The organism is Burkholderia cepacia GG4, assembly GCF_000292915.1.
Classification (GTDB): domain Bacteria; phylum Pseudomonadota; class Gammaproteobacteria; order Burkholderiales; family Burkholderiaceae; genus Burkholderia; species Burkholderia cepacia_D.
This window is the reverse complement of record NC_018513.1, coordinates 1375888-1393891: the sequence shown is the minus strand read 5'-3', so window position 1 is coordinate 1393891 and position 18004 is coordinate 1375888. Positions and strand designations below refer to the sequence as shown.

Annotated in this window: 12 protein-coding genes and 2 pseudogenes; 4 read left to right on the top strand and 10 right to left on the bottom strand. The window is 67.8% G+C overall.

Annotation, left to right across the window (positions count from 1 at the left end):
- Window positions 1–5: 5 nt before the first annotated feature.
- The 4 genes from GEM_RS06360 to glnA all read right to left on the bottom strand — a co-directional run bounded on the left by GEM_RS06360 (window position 6) and on the right by glnA (window position 6505).
- Window positions 6–2132 (bottom strand): prolyl oligopeptidase family serine peptidase, encoded by a 2127-nt coding sequence (locus GEM_RS06360; RefSeq protein ID WP_014896609.1) that lies wholly within the window; start codon window positions 2130–2132, stop codon window positions 6–8.
- An 80-nt stretch (window positions 2133–2212) separates the two neighbouring features.
- Entirely contained in the window at window positions 2213–3739 is a 1527-nt protein-coding gene (gene ntrC, locus GEM_RS06355) for a nitrogen regulation protein NR(I) (protein WP_014896608.1), read from the bottom strand.
- 46 nt (window positions 3740–3785) lie between these two features.
- The gene (gene glnL / locus GEM_RS06350; RefSeq protein ID WP_014896607.1) at window positions 3786–4928 is read right to left on the bottom strand and encodes a nitrogen regulation protein NR(II); all 1143 of its coding nucleotides are present in this window, start codon (window positions 4926–4928) and stop codon (window positions 3786–3788) included.
- 161 nt (window positions 4929–5089) lie between these two features.
- Complete coding sequence (gene glnA, locus GEM_RS06345; protein WP_014896606.1) at window positions 5090–6505, bottom strand: type I glutamate--ammonia ligase; 1416 nt, start codon at window positions 6503–6505, stop codon at window positions 5090–5092.
- Window positions 6506–6909: 404 nt separating this feature from the next.
- Between glnA and GEM_RS06340 the strand changes: the two genes are divergently transcribed.
- On the top strand, window positions 6910–7374 hold the full coding sequence (locus GEM_RS06340; protein ID WP_014896605.1) for a rhodanese-like domain-containing protein: 465 nt from the start codon (window positions 6910–6912) through the stop codon (window positions 7372–7374).
- A 126-nt stretch (window positions 7375–7500) separates the two neighbouring features.
- On the opposite strand, the gene GEM_RS06335 is transcribed toward GEM_RS06340, so the two are convergent.
- The 5 genes from GEM_RS06335 to hrpA all read right to left on the bottom strand — a co-directional run bounded on the left by GEM_RS06335 (window position 7501) and on the right by hrpA (window position 15591).
- Window positions 7501–8316 carry a competence/damage-inducible protein A gene (locus GEM_RS06335; RefSeq protein WP_014896604.1) on the bottom strand — a complete coding sequence of 272 codons (816 nt, stop codon included), beginning with the start codon at window positions 8314–8316 and terminating at the stop codon, window positions 7501–7503.
- A complete protein-coding gene (locus tag GEM_RS06330) occupies window positions 8313–9140 on the bottom strand; it encodes an EI24 domain-containing protein (RefSeq protein WP_014896603.1) in 828 nt (275 codons plus the stop codon). Before GEM_RS06330 ends, GEM_RS06335 begins: the two co-directional genes overlap by 4 nt.
- Window positions 9141–9251: 111 nt before the next feature.
- On the bottom strand, window positions 9252–10226 hold the full coding sequence (locus GEM_RS06325) for a sterol desaturase family protein (RefSeq protein ID WP_014896602.1): 975 nt from the start codon (window positions 10224–10226) through the stop codon (window positions 9252–9254).
- A gap of 16 nt (window positions 10227–10242) precedes the next feature.
- Complete coding sequence (locus GEM_RS06320) at window positions 10243–11232, bottom strand: beta-propeller fold lactonase family protein (protein ID WP_014896601.1); 990 nt, start codon at window positions 11230–11232, stop codon at window positions 10243–10245.
- Window positions 11233–11412: 180 nt separating this feature from the next.
- The gene (gene hrpA / locus GEM_RS06315) at window positions 11413–15591 is read right to left on the bottom strand and encodes an ATP-dependent RNA helicase HrpA (RefSeq protein WP_014896600.1); all 4179 of its coding nucleotides are present in this window, start codon (window positions 15589–15591) and stop codon (window positions 11413–11415) included.
- 23 nt (window positions 15592–15614) lie between these two features.
- Between hrpA and argA the strand changes: the two genes are divergently transcribed.
- Both argA and GEM_RS06305 read left to right on the top strand, forming a co-directional pair.
- Window positions 15615–16994, top strand: a complete 1380-nt coding sequence (argA, locus tag GEM_RS06310) for an amino-acid N-acetyltransferase (RefSeq protein WP_014896599.1) — start codon at window positions 15615–15617, stop codon at window positions 16992–16994.
- A gap of 49 nt (window positions 16995–17043) precedes the next feature.
- On the top strand, window positions 17044–17319 hold the full coding sequence (locus tag GEM_RS06305; RefSeq protein ID WP_006478357.1) for an oxidative damage protection protein: 276 nt from the start codon (window positions 17044–17046) through the stop codon (window positions 17317–17319).
- Window positions 17320–17494: 175 nt separating this feature from the next.
- Here GEM_RS06305 and GEM_RS06300 read toward each other — a convergent pair.
- Window positions 17495–17728 (bottom strand): annotated as a pseudogene (locus GEM_RS06300) (MFS transporter); the annotation flags it as partial.
- Between GEM_RS06300 and GEM_RS06295 the strand changes: the two are divergent.
- A pseudogene (locus tag GEM_RS06295) lies at window positions 17726–17968 on the top strand (LysR substrate-binding domain-containing protein); the annotation flags it as partial. The pseudogenes GEM_RS06300 and GEM_RS06295 overlap by 3 nt on opposite strands.
- Between the last annotated feature and the right edge of the window lie 36 nt (window positions 17969–18004).

The following is an 18004-nucleotide window of genomic DNA, read 5'->3' as shown; positions in this document are numbered from 1 at the left end:
CGCGCTCAACTGCGCGCGGGCGCGGGCCCGAGATGGGCCCACAGGAAACCGAATTCCGCCGCGTCCGATTCGGCGCGTTCGAGATCGTCGGCACTGCCGTGGCCGCCGTCGGTGTTCTCCCAGTACCACACCCGTTCGTGTCCGAGCGCATGCATGCGCGCGGCCATCTTGCGCGCATGCGCGGGATGCACGCGGTCGTCGCGCGTCGACGTCGTCAGCAGCAGCGGCGGATACACGACGCCGTCGCTCACGCGGTGATACGGCGAATAGGCGGCAAGCGCCGCGCCCTCGCGCGGATCGTCCGGATCGCCGTACTCGTCGAGCCATGCGGCGCCCGCGTGCAGCTTCGGATAGCGCCGCATGTCGAGCAGCGGCACGCGACACAGCACCGCGCCGAACAGCTCCGGACGCTGCACCATGCATGCGCCGACCAGCAGCCCGCCGTTGCTGCCGCCCTCGATGCCGAGCTGCGCGGGCGTCGTCACGCCGGTGCGGATCAGGTCCTCGGCCACCGCGATGAAGTCGTCGAACGAACGTTGCCGATGCTCGCGTTGCGCGTCGACATGCCAGCCCGGTCCGAATTCGCCACCGCCGCGGATGTGTGCGAACGCGGCGACACCGCCGCGTTCGAGCCACGCGATGCCGAGCGCGTCGCTATAGCCCGGCAGGTTCGGAATCGCGAACCCGCCATAGCCTGACAGCAGACACGGCCGCGCGACACGGGCGCTGCGGTCGGGGTGATCCGGCGCATCGAGTCCATCGAGTGCGTCCCGCGGCCCGATCAGCGTGTACGGCACGACCGTGCCGTCGCGCGAGCGGGCATTCGCGCGACGCACGACGAGCCCGGCCGCATCGAAGCGCACCGGCGGACGGTCGAGCAGCACGCGACGCGACGGCGCATCGGCTGCGCGATCGGCCAGATCGGCAAGCCAGCATTCGGGCGGATCGAGATAGGTATCGACGTCCACGTACACGTCGTCGTTCAGCGTGGACTCGACCGGCTCGACGTCGATCTGCGCATCGCCCGGCCATTCGAACGGCCGCGCGTCCCACGTCCACGCGCCGTCATCGGACTGGCGCGGCTGCCACAGCATCGTGCGGTTGTGCACGTCGTCGAGCCAGCTCGCGATCAGCATCGTGCGCGTGTGCGTCCACGTGCAAGCGGACGTCGTCGGTCGCGGCTCGAACAGCGTCGTGAGGTCGCGCGACCCGGCGAGGAATGCCTGCTCGCGGATCGCGAGCAGCGAGCCGCCCGCGTGACGCACGCCGCCGCAGTCCCAGTCGAGCCGCGGCTCCAGCATCAGCCAGCCTTCCCAGAAACCGACGTCGACATGCGTCGGCACGTCGTAGCGCGCCCACTCGCCCGCGTCGGTCAGCCGGTATGCATGCGCGTCGAAGAAATCGACACTGCGCCACGCGACGTGGCGACCGTCGATCGGATCGAACCCCGCGCCCGCGCTGATGTCGTCGGGTTCGCCGCGGAACACGACCGGCGCATCGGCGAGCGGCGTGCCGCGTACCCAGCGGCGCGCTTCGTACGGATAGCCGGCGGCGGTCGCATGCGCCTCGCCGCGATCCCAGCTCACGTAGACGGTATCGCGGTCGATCCAGCCTATCGTGTGATTCCCGGGCACGTCGATCGTGAAACCGCCGTCGACGAAACGGCGCTGCACGAGGTCGAATTCGCGCACGACGACCGCGTCGGCACCGCCCGGCGACAGCGACAGCAACGCGCGGTCACCGTCCGGATACAGGATCGTGTCCTGCTCGAACACCCATGACTCGCCCTCGTCCGCGCCGAGCGCGTCGACGTCGAGCAGCGTGTCCCACTCGGGCCGGCCGGCGCGCCAGTCGTCCCAGCGCGCGCGGCGCCACAACCCCTTTGGATGGAGATCGTCCTGCCACAGGTCGTACGCCCACTCGCGCCAGCGGGTCGGGATCACCGGGCGTTCGCGCGGCAGGTACGCCTGCGCGAGCCGCGCGGTGAGCGCGCGATACGCATCGTCGTCGCGCAGCGCGACACGCGTGCGCGCGTTCTGCTCATCGACCCACGCACGGGCGCGCTTGCTGTCGAGCGCTTCGAGAAAACGGAAGGGATCGGCCCCGGCGGGCCAGCGGAAGGAATCGGACATGACGGATGCGCACGTGACGGCAAACCGCGATTATGTCCGATCGCGGCAGGCGCGGTGCCCGCGCATGCCGCGACGGATGCTTACGGCTCCAGATGCAGTTCCTGGATCTTGCGCGTGATCGTGTTGCGGCCGATGCCGAGCCGCTCCGCCGCCTCGACCTTGCGGCCGCGCGTGAAGTCGAGCGCCTCGCGGATCACGGCCGCTTCGAAGCGCCGCGCGAGCTCGTCCATCACGTCGGTCGAGTTCTCGCGCAACAGCCGCGCGACTTCGGTGCGCAGCCCGTTCTCCCACATCGGATAACCGGCCGGCGCGCCGTTCGGCGCAGCCGCGACAGGCACGGCCGTCAACGGTGCCGCGCCGACCGCCGGCTGCACGCGCGCTACGTCGCCCCCGCCACCGTTGCCACCGCCGTGTGCATCCGCGCCGTCGGTCGTCGCGACCACCGGTGCGCCTGCCGGCACCAGGTCGGGTGGCAGGTCCTTGATCTCGACCGTCTGCGCGGGCGCCATCACGGTCAGCCAGTTCGCGAGATTCTCGAGCTGGCGCACGTTGCCGGGAAACGCGAGCGAAGTGAGATAGGCCAGCGCCTCGTCGGACACCCGCTTCGGCTCGACGCCGAGATCGCGCGCGCTCTTCTGCAGGAAGTGGCGCGTGAGCAGCGCGATGTCCTCACTACGTTCACGCAGCGGCGGCAGGCGCAGCCGGATCACGTTGAGCCGGTGGTAAAGGTCCTCGCGGAACAGCCCCTGCCGCACGCGCGACTCCAGATTCTGGTGCGTCGCGGCGATCACGCGCACGTTCGCGCGCAGCGGGTTGTGGCCGCCGACCCGATAGAACTGGCCGTCCGACAGCACGCGCAACAGGCGCGTCTGCAGATCGAACGGCATGTCGCCGATTTCGTCGAGGAACAGCGTGCCGTTCTCGGCCTGCTCGAAGCGGCCCTGGCGCGTCGTCTGCGCGCCGGTGAACGCGCCGCGCTCGTGGCCGAACAGTTCGGATTCGAGCAGGTCCTTCGGAATCGCGGCCGTGTTCAGCGCGATGAACGGCCCGCTCGCCCGTGGGCTATGGCGGTGCAGCGCACGCGCGACGAGCTCCTTGCCGGTGCCCGATTCACCCGTGATGAGCACGGTCGCGGCCGAATGCGACAGGCGGCCGATCGCGCGGAACATGTCCTGCATCGCGGGCGCCTGGCCGAGCATCTCGGGCGCCTCGGCGACACGCTCGTCCTGCGGCGCGCCGGCGCGCAGGCTTTCCTCGACCGCGCGGCGGATCAGCTCGACCGCCTTGTCGACGTCGAACGGCTTCGCGAGATATTCGAACGCGCCGCCCTGGAACGCCGCGACGGCGCTATCGAGATCGGAGAACGCCGTCATGATGATGACGGGCAGGCCCGGCAGGCGCTCGTGCATCGCCTGCAGCAACTCGAGGCCGGAACCGCCCGGCATCCGGATGTCGGACACCAGCACCTGCGGTGTCTCGTGGTCGAGCGCGGCCAGCGCGTCGCGCACGTTCGCGAAGCTCTTCGTCGCGAAGCTGTCCCGGGCGAGCGCCTTTTCGAGCACCCAGCGGATCGATTGGTCGTCGTCTACTATCCAGATCGGCTTCATAGGTCGGTCAGATATTGGTGAATCCGGTGAATCGCAATGTCGCCGCTCAATGGTCGAGCGGCAGCAGGATCTGAAACTCGGTACGGCCGGGCCGGCTCTCGACCTCGATCATCCCGTCGTGTTGCTGCACGAACGTCTGCGCGAGCGTGAGGCCAAGGCCGCTGCCGTCGTCGCGCCCGGACACGAGCGGATAGAAGATCCGGTCGCGGATCTCTTCCGGAATGCCGGGCCCGTTGTCGACCACGTGCAAGTCCAGTGCCAGCTTGTACAGGCGCTTCGCGATCGTCACCTTGCGCGCGACGCGCGTGCGCAGCTCGATCTTCGCGTCGCCCTGCGCAATCCGCTCGCGCAGCGCCTGCGCGGCGTTGCGTACGATGTTCAGCAGCGCCTGGATCAGCTGCTCCTTGTCGCCGCGCAGGTCCGGCACGCTCACGTCGTAGTCGCGCTCGATCGTGAGCCCGCGCGGAAATTCCGCGAGCATCACCGCGCGCACGCGTTCGCACACTTCGTGAATGTTCACGTCGCCGACGATGTGCGGATGCCGGTGCGGCTCCAGCAACCGGTCGACGAGCGTCTGCAGGCGGTCGGACTCCTTGATGATCACCTGCGTGTATTCGCGCAACTCGCCGCGCTCGCGCTCGCTCAGTTCGAATTCGAGCAGCTGGGCTGCGCCGCGAATGCCCCCGAGCGGGTTCTTGATCTCGTGCGCGAGGTTGCGGATCAGTTGCTTGTTGACCGCGGTCAGGTCGTGGATGCGCTCCTCGCGATCGGTGCGCGACTGCCGTTCGTTCTCGAACAACTCGACGAGCACGAAATCGGGTGCGGTCTCGAGAAAGCCGACGATCGCATGCACGTGCAGCGCTTCGTGGCCGGGCCGGTCGAGCACGGTGTCGAGATGCGTCGCGTGAAAGCGCTCCTCGCCGATCGCGGTGATCGTCGACGCGAGCGCGTTCGCGTTCGGAAAAATCTCGCCCCACGGCCGCTGCGCGAGCTGCCGGCGCGAGATGTCGAGCATCGCCTCCGCGGACGGGTTCGCGAACGCGACCCTGAGCGTCTTGCGGTCGAGCACGATCACGACCGTCGGCAGCGCTTCCAGCCCCGCAAGCAGGCCCGAGCGCGCGAGCCGCTCGTCTTCCGTCAGTCGCTCGGGCTGCCCCGTCTTCGCCTTGATCAGATTCTTCAGAGCCATCTTGCGTGTCGTCGCGCCTCACCGGATCGGGAAATGGAAATGCTCGGAACAAAAAAGGGACGGCTGGACGCCGTCCCCTTTCAGACTCCGCCGCTCCCGCCGCAAACCGCGCGGCGGGAACGAACCGGCATGACGGCGCTGAATCGAAGCGCCATCGCCGATTACAGCGAGTAGTACATCTCGAACTCGATCGGATGCGTCGTCATGCGGAACTTCGCCAGCTCCTGCTCCTTCAGCGCGAGGTACGCGTCGAGCATGCCGTCGGTGAACACGCCACCGCGCGTCAGGAACTCGCGATCCTTGTCGAGCGCTTCGAGAGCCTGGTCGAGGCCGGCGCAGACGGTCGGGATCTTTGCATCCTCTTCCGGCGGCAGGTCGTACAGGTTCTTGTCCGCGGCTTCGCCCGGATGGATCTTGTTCTGGATCCCGTCGAGACCCGCCATCATCAGCGCCGTGAAGCACAGGTACGGGTTCGCCATCGGATCCGGGAAGCGCGTTTCGATACGGCGGCCCTTCGGGTTCGACACGTGCGGAATGCGGATCGATGCCGAACGGTTGCGCGCCGAGTAAGCGAGCTTGACCGGTGCTTCGAAGTGCGGGACCAGACGCTTGTACGAGTTCGTCGTCGGGTTCGTGATCGCGTTCAGTGCACGGGCGTGCTTGATGATGCCGCCGATGTAGAACAGCGCCAGTTCCGACAGGCCGGCGTAGCCGTTGCCCGCGAACAGGTTCTGGCCGTCCTTCCAGATCGACTGGTGAACGTGCATGCCCGAACCGTTGTCACCGACGACCGGCTTCGGCATGAACGTCGCCGTCTTGCCGTACGAGTGCGCGACGTTGTGGATGATGTACTTCGACCATTGCGTCCAGTCGGCGCGCTCGACCAGCGTCGAGAACTTCGTGCCGATTTCGTTCTGGCCCTGGCCCGCCACTTCGTGGTGGTGCACTTCGACCGGGATGCCGAGCTGTTCGAGCAGCAGGCACATTTCCGAACGCATGTCCTGGAACGTGTCGACCGGCGCGACCGGGAAGTAGCCGCCCTTCGTGCCCGGACGGTGGCCCGTGTTGCCGCCTTCGAATTCCTTGCCGGCCGACCACGGTGCTTCTTCCGAGTTGATCTTCACGAAGCAGCCCGACATGTCCGTGTTCCACTGGACCGAGTCGAAAATGAAGAATTCCGGTTCCGGACCGAAGTAGGCCGTGTCGCCGATGCCCGTGCTCTTCAGGTACGCTTCGCCGCGCTTCGCGAGCGAACGCGGGTCGCGCTCGTAGCCCTTGCCGTCGGCCGGCTCGACCACGTCGCAGGTCAGCACGAGGGTCGACTCTTCATAGAACGGGTCGACGAAGGCAGCGTTCGGGTCCGGCATGAGCAGCATGTCCGACGCTTCGATACCCTTCCAGCCCGCGATCGACGAACCGTCGAATGCATGGCCGCTTTCGAACTTGTCCTCGTCGAACGCCGAAACCGGCACCGACACGTGCTGTTCCTTGCCGCGCGTGTCCGTGAAGCGGAAATCGACAAACTTGCAGTCCTCGTCCTTCACGAGTTGCATGACGTCGGCGACGGTTTTACTCATAACCTCTTCTCCTGATTGAACAATTCCGGCGGACTGGGAACCGCCTCGTTTATCGAGCTGCCCGGAGTCTGGCTTTGGCGCAGCGCGCCCCGGGTCGACCGAATTCTATATAGCAGCTTCCGTGCCAATCATCGCAAAACCGACGCGAATCTTGCCGGCCCGCGTCGCTGCGGGGCCCGGCTGCACGATGCCGGGGCCGGACGCCGCACCGGCCATCGAGCGACCGCACCGCCATGGTGCAATTGGCAGGCCGCATCGGCGCGACGGGATCATTCTGGTGCACGCACGCCATTCTGCACCCTTTTGGTGAGCGTGTGGCGGTGCATGCACCGCACGGCGCCCGGACATCCGCGCGGCGGTGCCGCGCTAGAATGTTTGTTTGACCGATACGGAGACCTCCTGCCATGAGTACGCTCGACCAGCTTTACGCGAAGGCCGAAGAACGCCGCGTCCAAGGCCCGCTCAACTATGCCGGCGCGCTGCTGCCGATCGAGGCATTCGAACTGCTGCAGCTCGACCCGTCGGCGCGTCTCGTCGACGTGCGCACCCGCGCCGAGCTCGACTGGATCGGCCGCCCGCTCGTCGGCGACGGCCAGTACCTGCACATCGAATGGACGCGCTACCCGGGCGGCGTGCCGAATGCCGAATTCGTCGACGAACTGAAGGCGGCCCTCCCGGCCGATACGCCCATCCTGTTCCTGTGCCGCAGCGCCGCGCGCTCGAAGCTCGCCGCGGTCGCGTCGACGCAGGCCGGCTTCACGAAGGCGTTCGACCTGCTCGAAGGCTTCGAAGGCGGCAAGGATGCCGAAGGCCACCGCAAGACGGTCGACGGCTGGTGCTTCCGGAAACTGCCGTGGATCGGCGCCTGAGCGCGGATCCGCCGGGCCGCACCCGACTGCGACATCGTCGAGCCGGGCGATGACATCCCGATGACGGGCCGCGTTGCGCGGCCCGTGCCTTTTGGACGGCCGTTTCGTGTGATGGATCCGGGCCGCTCAGGCGCGCGGGGCATCCGGCTCGACGACGTCGCCGCCGAGCAGGTGCACGCCCTCGCGCAGCTTCACGAACGCGGCCGCGACCGCTTCCGGCTCGCCCTTCACGCCGAGATCGATATGCCGGCGTGCATAGATCCCGCCGCGCTCCGCGTCGCCGACGCTGGGCAGGCTGAACACGCGCACGCCCGGGAAGTCGCGCTCGATCCTCTCCATCAACGGCGTGAGCGTCGATTCCGGCAGTTCGAACACGTACAGCGAGCGCTCCGCGTGCGGCGTCGCGTGATGGAGATGCCGGTACTTCGTGTCGAGCACCCATTCGATCATCGGCCACGCCATCACCGGGAAGCCAGGCACGAAGTGGAGATCGCCGACCGAAAAGCCGGGAATCCGGTTGTAGCCGTTCGGGATGATCGACGCGCCCGCCGGAAACACGCCCATGTTGAAGCGGTGCTGGTTTTCCGGCGAATCGAAGTCGACCGGCGTGGCCGGATCGGCGTGTGTCTCGCGGATGCGCTCCGAGATCAGCACCTTCGCTTCCGGATGCAGCTCGAGCGGCACGCCGAGCGCGGCGGCCGCGCACTGGCGCGTGTGGTCGTCCGGCGTCGCGCCGATCCCGCCCGTCGAGAACACGATGTCGCCGGACGCGATCGCGCGGGCGAGCGTCGCGGTGATGCGCGCCGGATCGTCGCCGACGTATTCGGCCCAGTCGAGCGCGAGGCCACGCGCGCCGAGCAGCTCGATGACCTTCGCCAGATGCTTGTCCTGCCGGCGGCCCGAAAGGATTTCGTCGCCGATGATGATGATGCCGATGCTCATGCCTGCCCCATGTCGATTGCGGTGGCGCGCGAACTCGCGCGCAGGTCGTCCAGCGCGCGCAGGCAATAGTGCCCGAACCACAGCGCCGAGAAGACGAGGATGAAAGCGTAAACCCAGATCATGGCCGCCGCCACGAACGGAAACAGCACCATCATCCAGACCGACGACACCCATACGAAGGTCGGAACGGTGCCGAGCAGCCCGGTCGCGACGCCGATGCCGATCAGCGGCCAGCGATGCTGGCGCACCAGCGCGCGGCGCTCGTCGCGGCTCGCGTGCTGCGCGAGCGCGTCGTAGGTCATCACGCGGTAAGTGAGCCAGCCCCAGATCACGGGCGGCAGCAATGCGAAGAACGGCGGGATCAGCCACAGCGGGATCGTGACGACGAGCAGTACGACGCCGACGAGCGCCGCGCCGAGCGAATTGAACACGCTGCCGAAGAACGTGCCGCCCCGCTTCGCCTCGAGCGCGGCGAACTGCCGGTTCGACAGGTGCTTGATCACGACCGGCATCGAGATCGTCGCGATCAGCAGCAGCACGGTCAGCACGATCAGCGGAATCGCGAGCGACACGACGACGAACGGCGCGACGACCGCATGCAGCTGCGACATCCCGATCGCATCGAATGCGCGGTACAGCGCGGCGGTCAGCACGAAACCGTCGAGCGCGCCGCGTGCGGTGTCGATCAGCATCTGCCACGAGAACCACAGCACGACGCCCCACAGCAGCGCCGAGACGACGAACGGCATCAGGGTGAGCCACAGCATGCGCGGGTGCAGCGCGCTGGCGAACGCCCGGACGAAGGAGCGCAGCAAATCGTTCATGCGAACCTGTATCGACGGAGAAAAACGGGGAAAGGATAAACCACACGGCCCGCATGCGCCAAAGCGCATGCGGGCCGTATCGGAAAGCCGTTCAACGGGAACGCGACGGGATCAGGCCGATGCCGCGCCGCGCTTCGCGGGAACGAGGCGCCGGAAGATCCGCACGAACGCGAGGCCGTGCTGTGCCCAGAAGCCCTCGCCGTAGGAAACGCCTTCGACCTGCTCGCGGATGCCGGTCGGCTCGACCGTGCGATTCCACGACGCGGTGCCAAACATCATGTCCCACCACGGGAACAGCACGCCGAAGTTGCAGCCGTACTTGGTGCCTTCGTGGCCGTAGCCGACCGCGTGGTGGCGCCGGTGGAAGATCGGGCTCACGAGCAGGCGCTCGCCGAGCCAGCCGAACGACAGCCGCGCATTCGTGTGCTGGATGCTCTGCAGGAAGTTCGTGACCGCGGTCAGCACGACGAACTGCGACGGCGTCACGCCGATCACGAGCGCGATCGCCGCGAAGAAGCACGATTGCAGCACGTCGTCGAGCAGGTGGTTGCGGTCGTCGCACCACAGCGACATCTGCCGCTGGCTGTGATGCACCGCGTGCAGCTCCCACCAGATGCCGAACTTGTGCTGCCAGCGGTGATACCAGTAGCCGGCGAAATCGAGCACGACGAGGTAGATCGCGAACGCGACGATCGGCTGCGAGGTCACGCCCGGCCACAGATAGTCGAGGTTGAAGTTCGCAACGCCGTGCAGGCGCAGCCACGCCTGGAAGCCGTCGAACACCGGCTGCAGCGCGAAGAAGAAGAACAGCGTGTAGATGCCGAGCTTCGAGATCGCCGTGTAGATCACGTCGACCCGCACCGCGCGGCGGTTCTTCCAGCGCTCGACGGGCGCGAGCGCCTCGAGCGGGCGCAGCAACGCGAACATCAGCACCATCTGCAGCGCGCCGATGATCACCCAGTACAGCGCGTCGTAGGTGTCCTCGTCATAGTCCATCAGGTTGAACTTGAAGAGGAGCGGCTGCACGACGTCGACGTACAGCCAGGTCTGGATGTCCGACACGAACGCATCGATCAGGTGCAGCATCGTTCGCCTCCGCCCGTCACGCGCCGTTCGCAGCCTTCCACGGCGCGCGGTCGTAGAAGTAGATCCCGTGCGGCGAGCGGCCGACGGCGATCGTCTGCACCAGCTTGCGCGATGCCAGATCGATAATACCGACCTTCTTCGCGAAGCGGAACGTCACCCACAGCGTCTTCTTGTCGGCGGACAACTCCATGTCGTCCGGGCCCGGCAGCAGGCCGGTGATGTCGCCGACTTTGGTGAGCGTGATCTCGTCGATGATGCTGATCGTGTTCGCGACCCGGTTCGTGATCGCGACGTGCGTGCCGTCGGCAAGCGAGCGGAAGTTGTGCGCGCCCTTGCCGGTCTGGATCGTCTTCACGACCTTCTGATTGCGCCAGTCGACGACCGCGATGTAATCGGCGCCCGTCATGCCGACCAGCAGGTATTTGTCGTCCGGCGTCATCCACAGGCCCGCCGGGACCTTGCCGACCGGCATCTTCCACTTGACCGTCTGCGTCGCGAGGTCGACCGCCGCGATCTCGCCGGACACCTGCAGCGACACGAGCACGGTCTTGCTGTCCTTCGTGAACGCAAGGTGGCTCGGCATCACCGCAAGCGGCAAGCGCTTCACGAGATGCAGGTCGCGGCCGTCGTAGCTGTAGATGTCGAGCCGGTCGAGGCGCAGCCCGGTCGACACGAACCACTTGTTATCGGGCGAGAAACCGAGCTGGTACGGATCCTCGATGCCTTCGACCGTGCGCTGCAGCTTGCCCGTCTTCGGATCGACGAACATCAGGCTGTTCGAGACCGAATTCGCGACGATCAGCGACGAATTGTCCGGCGTCGCCATCAGGTGGTGCGGCTCCTTGCCGGTCGGCATCGTGCCGACGACCTGGCGGGTCTGCTGGTCGATCAGGGAAAGCGACGCTTCGGCCGAATTCAGGACGATCACGTTAGTCGCGTGTGCGGCGGGCGCCAGCACGGCGGCGGCCAGCGCAAGCGTGCGGCCGAGGGAAAGGAAAGTGCGCATGAAGACTCACGTCGTGGAACAGCAGTCATTGTAAAACGTCCGACCGGCCCCGCCGGTTGACGAAAGCCGGCGTTGCGCCACTTCGACGCACGCCGCAGCGGCCGGGCGGCCGGCTGCGGCAGGCGCCGTGCGGCCGGCCGGGGCCGGCAACCGGTGCGGGCCCGGAGAACCGTTATTGCGCTAGCGCTGCATCGACTCCCAGACCTTGTGCAGACGCTTGACAGAGACAGGCATCGGCGTGCGCAGTTCCTGCGCGAACAGCGAAATTCGCAGTTCCTCGAGCAGCCAGCGGAATTCCGCCAGCCGCGGGTCCGCAACGCCGCCGCGCTGCGACACCGCGCGCTGGAACTGCTGGACCAGCGGCAGCAGCTCGCCGGACTGTTTCGCGTCGCGGGCCGGGTCGGCCTTCAGCTTGTCGATCCGCAGTGCGATGCCCTTCAGGTAGCGCGGGAAGTGTGCAAGCTGCACGTAAGGCGTGTCGATCACGAAGCGCTTGCCGACCAGCGCGGCGAGCTGCTGCTGCAGATCCGCGTGGGCCTGCGCGAACGGCTTCGCCTGCGTGAGCTTTTTCGCAAGCCCCGCGTATTCGGCAAGGATCTGCCCGACGAGCCGCGCGATCTCCTGCGCAAGCAGGTTCAGGCGGCTCCGGCCCTCGTCGCGGCGCGCGTGGAAGCTCGCGTCGTCGGCGGGCAGCGGATCCTGCAGGCACGCGCGGTCGAGCGCCGTGTCGATCAACTGGTCGCGCAGCTCGTCCTGCGTGCCGAGCGACATGTACTGCATCGCCATCTCGCGCAGCCCCGGCAGGTTCTTCTCGAGGAACTTGATCGGTTCCTTCAGTTGCAGCGCGAACAGCCGCCGCAAGCCGGCCCGGTGGATCCGCGCAGCCTCCTCCGGCGAGTCGAACACCTCGACGTCGCAATGCGTGCCGCGATCGACGAGCGCCGGGTAGCCGTACAGCGTCTGGCCGCGCCGGCGGATCTCCAGCAGCTCGGGAAGCTTGCCGAAGTTCCACGTCGTCAGGTTCTCGTACAGCGCGGTCGCGCCGGCTTCCGCCGGGGCCGCCGTGTGCGGCGCCGCGCCCTTGCCGGCCTGCGCCGTCGAACCCGGCGCGGCAACGGGTGCCGGCACGTCGCCCGCGTCGGCATCACCACCGGTCGCGATCGTCGACGCCGCCGCGATTTTCTGGAACTGCTGCTGCGCCTGCGCGCCGAGCTCCTGGCGCAACTGCGCGAGATTGCGCCCCATTGCGAGCTGGCGGCCGTGCTCGTCGATCACCTTGAAATTCATGAACAGGTGCGCGGGCAGCGTCTCGAGCTTGAAGTCGGCCGTCTTCATCGCGACCTGGGTCTCGCCGCGCACGTCGGCGATCAGCGCCTCGACGAGGCCGCCCGCGCCGAAGCGCTCGCGCCCCGCCCGCTCGACGAAGCCGGCCGCATACTCGGGCAGCGGCACGCAGTGCCGGCGCAGCTTCTGTGGCAGCGACTTCAGCAGCAGCTGGACCTTCTCCTTCAGCATCCCCGGCACGAGCCATTCGCAGCGGCGCGCGTCGACCTGGTTCAGCGCGTAGAGCGGCACCGCGAGCGTGACGCCGTCGCGCGGCGTGCCGGGCTCGAAATGGTACGTGAGCGCCATCTCGACGCCCGCCATCGTCGCGCGCTTCGGGAACAGCTCGGTCGTCACGCCGGCCGCCTCGTGGCGCATCAGGTCGTCGCGCGACAGGTACAGCAGGCGCTGCTTGTCGTCCGCCTGGCCGCCCTGCTTCACCTCGTCGCGATACCAGCGCTCGAACGCGGCGCCCGTGTGGATGCCCTCTGGAATCGCCTGGTCGTAGTACGCGTAGATCAGCTCGTCGTCGACCAGCACGTCCTGCCGGCGCGACTTGTGCTCGAGCTGCTCGATGTCGGCGAGCAGCTTGCGGTTGTGCGCGAAGAACGGCAGCTTCGTGTCGAACTCGCCTTCGACCAGCGCGCCGCGGATGAACAGCTCCCGCGCGCGGGCCGGATCCTGCTTGCCGAACGCGACGCGCCGGCGGTGGTAGATCGGCAGCCCGTACAGCGTCGCGCGCTCGAACGCGCTGACCTGCGCGGGACGCTTCTCCCAGTGCGGTTCCGACAGCGATTTCTTCAGCAGGTGCGCGCCGACTTTCTCGACCCACTCCGGCTCGATCTTCGCGAGGCAGCGCGCGTACAGCCGGCTCGTCTCGACGAGCTCGGCCGCCATCACCCAGCGGCCGGCCTTCTTCGCGAGTGCGGAGCCCGGCCACAGGTAGAACTTGATCCCGCGCGCACCGAGGTAGTGCGGATCGTCGTCGGCCTTCATGCCGAGGTTGCCGAGCAGGCCGGTCAACAGGGCCAGATGCACCTGCTCGTAGGTCGCCTCGACCTCGTTGAGCCGCCAGCCGTGCTCGCGCACCACCGTCAGCAGCTGCGAATGGACGTCGCGCCACTCGCGCAGCCGCAGGTGCGACAGGAAGTTCTGCCGGCACGCGTCGATCAGCTGGCGGTTCGATTTCTTGTGCGCGACGGCCTCTTCGAACCACGCCCAGATCTTCAGCCACTGCAGGAATTCGGAACGCTCGTCGGCGAACCGGCGGTGCGCCTGGTCGGCCTGCTCCTGCGCCTCGATCGGCCGGTCGCGCGGGTCCTGCACGGACAGCGCGCTCGCGATGATCAGCACCTCGCGCAACGACTGCTGGTCGCGCGCGGCGAGAATCATCCGGCCCACGCGCGGGTCGAGCGGCAGCCGCGCGAGTTCGCGGCCGAGCGGCGTCAGCGCGTTGTCGTCGTCGACCGCGCCGAGTTCATTGAGCAGTTGATAACCGTCCGCGATCGCGCGGCCGGGCGGCGGCTCGAGGAACGGGAACGATTCGATCGCGGTCAGGTGCAGCGACTTCATCCGCAGGATCACCGACGCGAGCGACGAGCGCAGGATTTCCGGATCGGTGAAGCGCGCGCGCGCCTGGTAGTCGCTTTCCTCGTACAAGCGGATGCAGACGCCGTCGGCCACCCGGCCGCAACGGCCTGCCCGCTGGTTCGCGGCGGCCTGCGAGATCGACTCGACCTGCAGCTGCTCGACCTTGTTCCGGTACGAATAGCGCTTCACGCGCGCGAGGCCGGTGTCGACGACGTAGCGGATCCCCGGCACCGTCAGCGACGTTTCGGCGACGTTGGTCGCGAGCACGATGCGGCGCGCGTTCGACGCCTTGAACACCTTGTCCTGGTCGGCCGCCGAGAGCCGCGCGAACAGCGGCAGGATCTCGGTATGCGGCGGATGGTGCTTGCGCAGCGCCTCGGCCGCCTCGCGAATCTCGCGCTCGCCGGGGAGGAACACCAGCACGTCGCCGGGGCCTTCGCGGCACAGTTCGTCGACCGCGTCGACGATCGCGTCCATCAGGTCGCGTTCGGCCTCGCGCGCGGTCTTCACGCGGTCGCGGCCGCCCGTGCCTTCGGCGTTCTTCACGGCCGGCCGATCCTCGGCCACCGGACGGTAGCGCATCTCGACCGGGTACAGCCGCCCGCTCACCTCGATCACGGGCGCCGGGCGCTCGTCGGTGCCGAAATGGCGCGCGAAGCGGTCGGCGTCGATCGTCGCGGACGTGACGATCAGCTTCAGGTCCGGCCGCCTCGGCAGAATCTCCTTCAGGTAGCCGAGCAGGAAGTCGATGTTCAGGCTGCGCTCGTGCGCCTCGTCGATGATCAGCGTGTCGTACGCCTTCAGCAGCGGGTCGGTCTGCGTCTCGGCGAGCAGGATGCCGTCCGTCATCAGCTTGACGGACGCGCCCGGCGCGAGATTGTCGGTGAAGCGCACCTTGTAGCCGACCACCTCGCCGAACGGCGTGCCGAGTTCCTCGGCGATGCGCCGGCCAGTCGACGACGCGGCCAGGCGCCGCGGCTGCGTATGGCCGATCAGGCCCGTGCCGCCGGCGCCGAGGCCGCGGCCGAGATCGAGACAGATCTTCGGCAGCTGGGTGGTCTTGCCCGAGCCCGTTTCGCCGCAGACGATGACGACCTGGTGACCGGCGATCGCGCGCGCGATCTCGTCGCGCTTGCCCGACACGGGCAGGCTTTCGGGGTAGGTGATCGGCGGAACGGGATTCGGTGCGACAGCCGCGCGCGGCGGACGCTCGCGACGCGGCGCGCGCTCGCCGGTGGCCTGGGGCGCGCTCTTTGCGACCGGCTGGCCCGCGTCGCGGTGGCGCTCATCGCCGCGCGGCCCGCGCGGCGGCTTGCCAGCCCGCTGTTCCTGCTGCTGGCGCGGCGGCTGGCCCTGCTGCGGGCGCACGTCGGCCGCACCATCCGGGTGCTTCGCCGACGGCGCTTTGGCCCGCGTCGGCGCGGGACTTTTAGGTACATTCGACATGGGGGCGCATTATAATCCCGCCCATGAATTCCCAAACCGACCTCCCTCCCGCCCAGACCGGCGCCGCGACGCCGCCGGCCGCCGACGATTCGGCCGCCAGCCACGCGCAGTTCGTCGACTGGATGCGCTCCGTCGCGCCCTATATCCACAAGTTCCGCAACAGCACGTTCGTCGTGGGGTTCGGCGGCGAGGTGGTGCAGCAGGGGCTCCTGAACGCGCTCGTGTCCGATATCGCGCTGCTGCAGGCGATGGGCATCCAGATCGTGCTGGTGCACGGCTCGCGGCCGCAGGTCGAGGAGCAGTTGAGCCTGCATGGTGTCGAATCCGAGTTTTCGCACGGGCTGCGCATCACCGATGCGCGCGCGCTCGAATCCGCGAAGGAAGCGGCCGGCGAAGTGCGTCTCGACATCGAGGCCGCGATCAGCCAGGGTCTGCCGAACTCGCCGATGGCGCACGCGCACATCAGCGTCGTGTCCGGCAACTTCGTGACCGCACGGCCGGTAGGGATACTCGACGGGGTCGATTTCGCGCACACGGGCATCGTGCGCAAGATCGACGCCGAATCGATCCGTCATTCGCTCGCGAGCCGCAAGCTCGTGCTGCTGTCGCCGCTCGGCTTCTCGCCGACCGGCGAGGCGTTCAACCTGTCGATGGAAGACGTCGCGTCGGCCGCCGCGATCGCGCTGCGTGCCGACAAGATCATCTTCCTGACCGAAGCGCCCGGCATCGTCGACGACGAAGGCGAGCTGGTCCGCGAAATGTCGCTCGACGCGGCCGCCGAGCTGCTCGATTCCGGCAATGTCCAGGGCGACGACGCGTTCTTCCTGAAGCACTCGATCCGCGCCTGCCGCGGCGGCGTGACCCGGGCCCACCTGATTCCGCAGTCGCTCGACGGCAGCATGCTGCTCGAACTGTTCCTGCACGACGGCGTCGGCACGATGATCTCGTACGAGAACCTCGAGAGCCTGCGCGAGGCGACGCCGGACGACGTCGGCGGCATCCTGTCGCTGATCGAGCCGCTCGAGTCGGACGGCACGCTGGTGCGGCGCGGCCGCCACCAGATCGAACGCGACATCGACCACTTCTCGGTGATCGAGCACGATGGCGTGCTGTTCGGCTGCGCGGCGCTGTATCCGTACCAGCAGGAAAAGATCGGCGAGATGGCATGCCTGACGGTCGCGCCGGAAGCGCAGGGCTCGGGCGACGGTGAACGCCTGCTCAAGCGCATCGAGCAGCGCGCCCGCGCGCGCGGCCTCACGCACATCTTCGTGCTCACGACGCGCACCGAGCACTGGTTCCTCAAGCGCGGCTTCGTCAAGGTCAGCGTCGACGACCTGCCGGAAGACCGCCGCAAACTCTATAACTGGCAGCGCAAGTCGCTCGTGCTGATGAAGCAGCTCTGAGCGCAGGCACGCCTGCCCTCCCCCAGACCGATTACAGGAGAAGTACACGATGGCTCGAATGATCCAATGCGCGAAGCTCGGCAAGGAAGCCGAAGGTCTCGATTTCCCGCCGCTGCCGGGCGAACTCGGCAAGCGCATTTACGAAAGCGTGTCGAAGGAAGCATGGCAAGGCTGGCTCAAGCAGCAGACGATGCTGATCAACGAGAACCGCCTGAACATGGCCGACCCGCGCGCGCGCCAGTACCTGATGAAGCAGACCGAGAAGTACTTCTTCGGCGACGGCGCGGACCAGGCGTCCGGCTACGTGCCGCCGACGGAAGGCTAAAGCGCAGTGATTCGCGCAGGCCGGCCGCGCCGGCCTCGCGCAGAAACAGCAAACGGCACCGTGTATCGCACGGTGCCGTTTGCTTTTGGGGGAACGCAATCGACGCAAGGCGAGGCGGTGCGAGACGCCCCGGCCGGCGTGTTGGATGCCGCGGCAGCACCCCGGCCTGCCCGACTCAACCCGCCGGCTTCAACGTACCACGATCGTCCGGCTGCGCGGCCGCGCCGGCCGGGTGTTCCGCACCGGCGCTTTCGGCGCCCCATTCGGCCGCATCGCTGCACTCGGCCGTCGACAGTTCGTCCGCGCGATAGCCGGTGCGATTCAGCAGCGCGAGCATGCAGGCGAGCGACACGAGCGCATACAGCCCCGACGCGACCGCAACGCCGACGATGCTGCCGGTCGCGGTCACGAAGCGCGGCTGTGGCAGACGATCCTGTCGATGATCGAGTTCGGGATGGGCATCGCGCTGGTGCCGCGCGTGCTGCAGCAGGTGAAGAGCGCCCGGCTCGCGTTCCTGCCGCTGAAGGATGCGTCGCTCGAATCGCGCACGCTCGAACTGAAGCGCAGCGGTACCGCGGAACCGGTCGCGCTGCGCTTCGCCGACTACGTGCGCGCGTCGATCGACGCGCTGCCCACGCTCGCGGGCTGAGGCAGCGCGCCGTCACTTCGCGCCGCTACCTCTTCG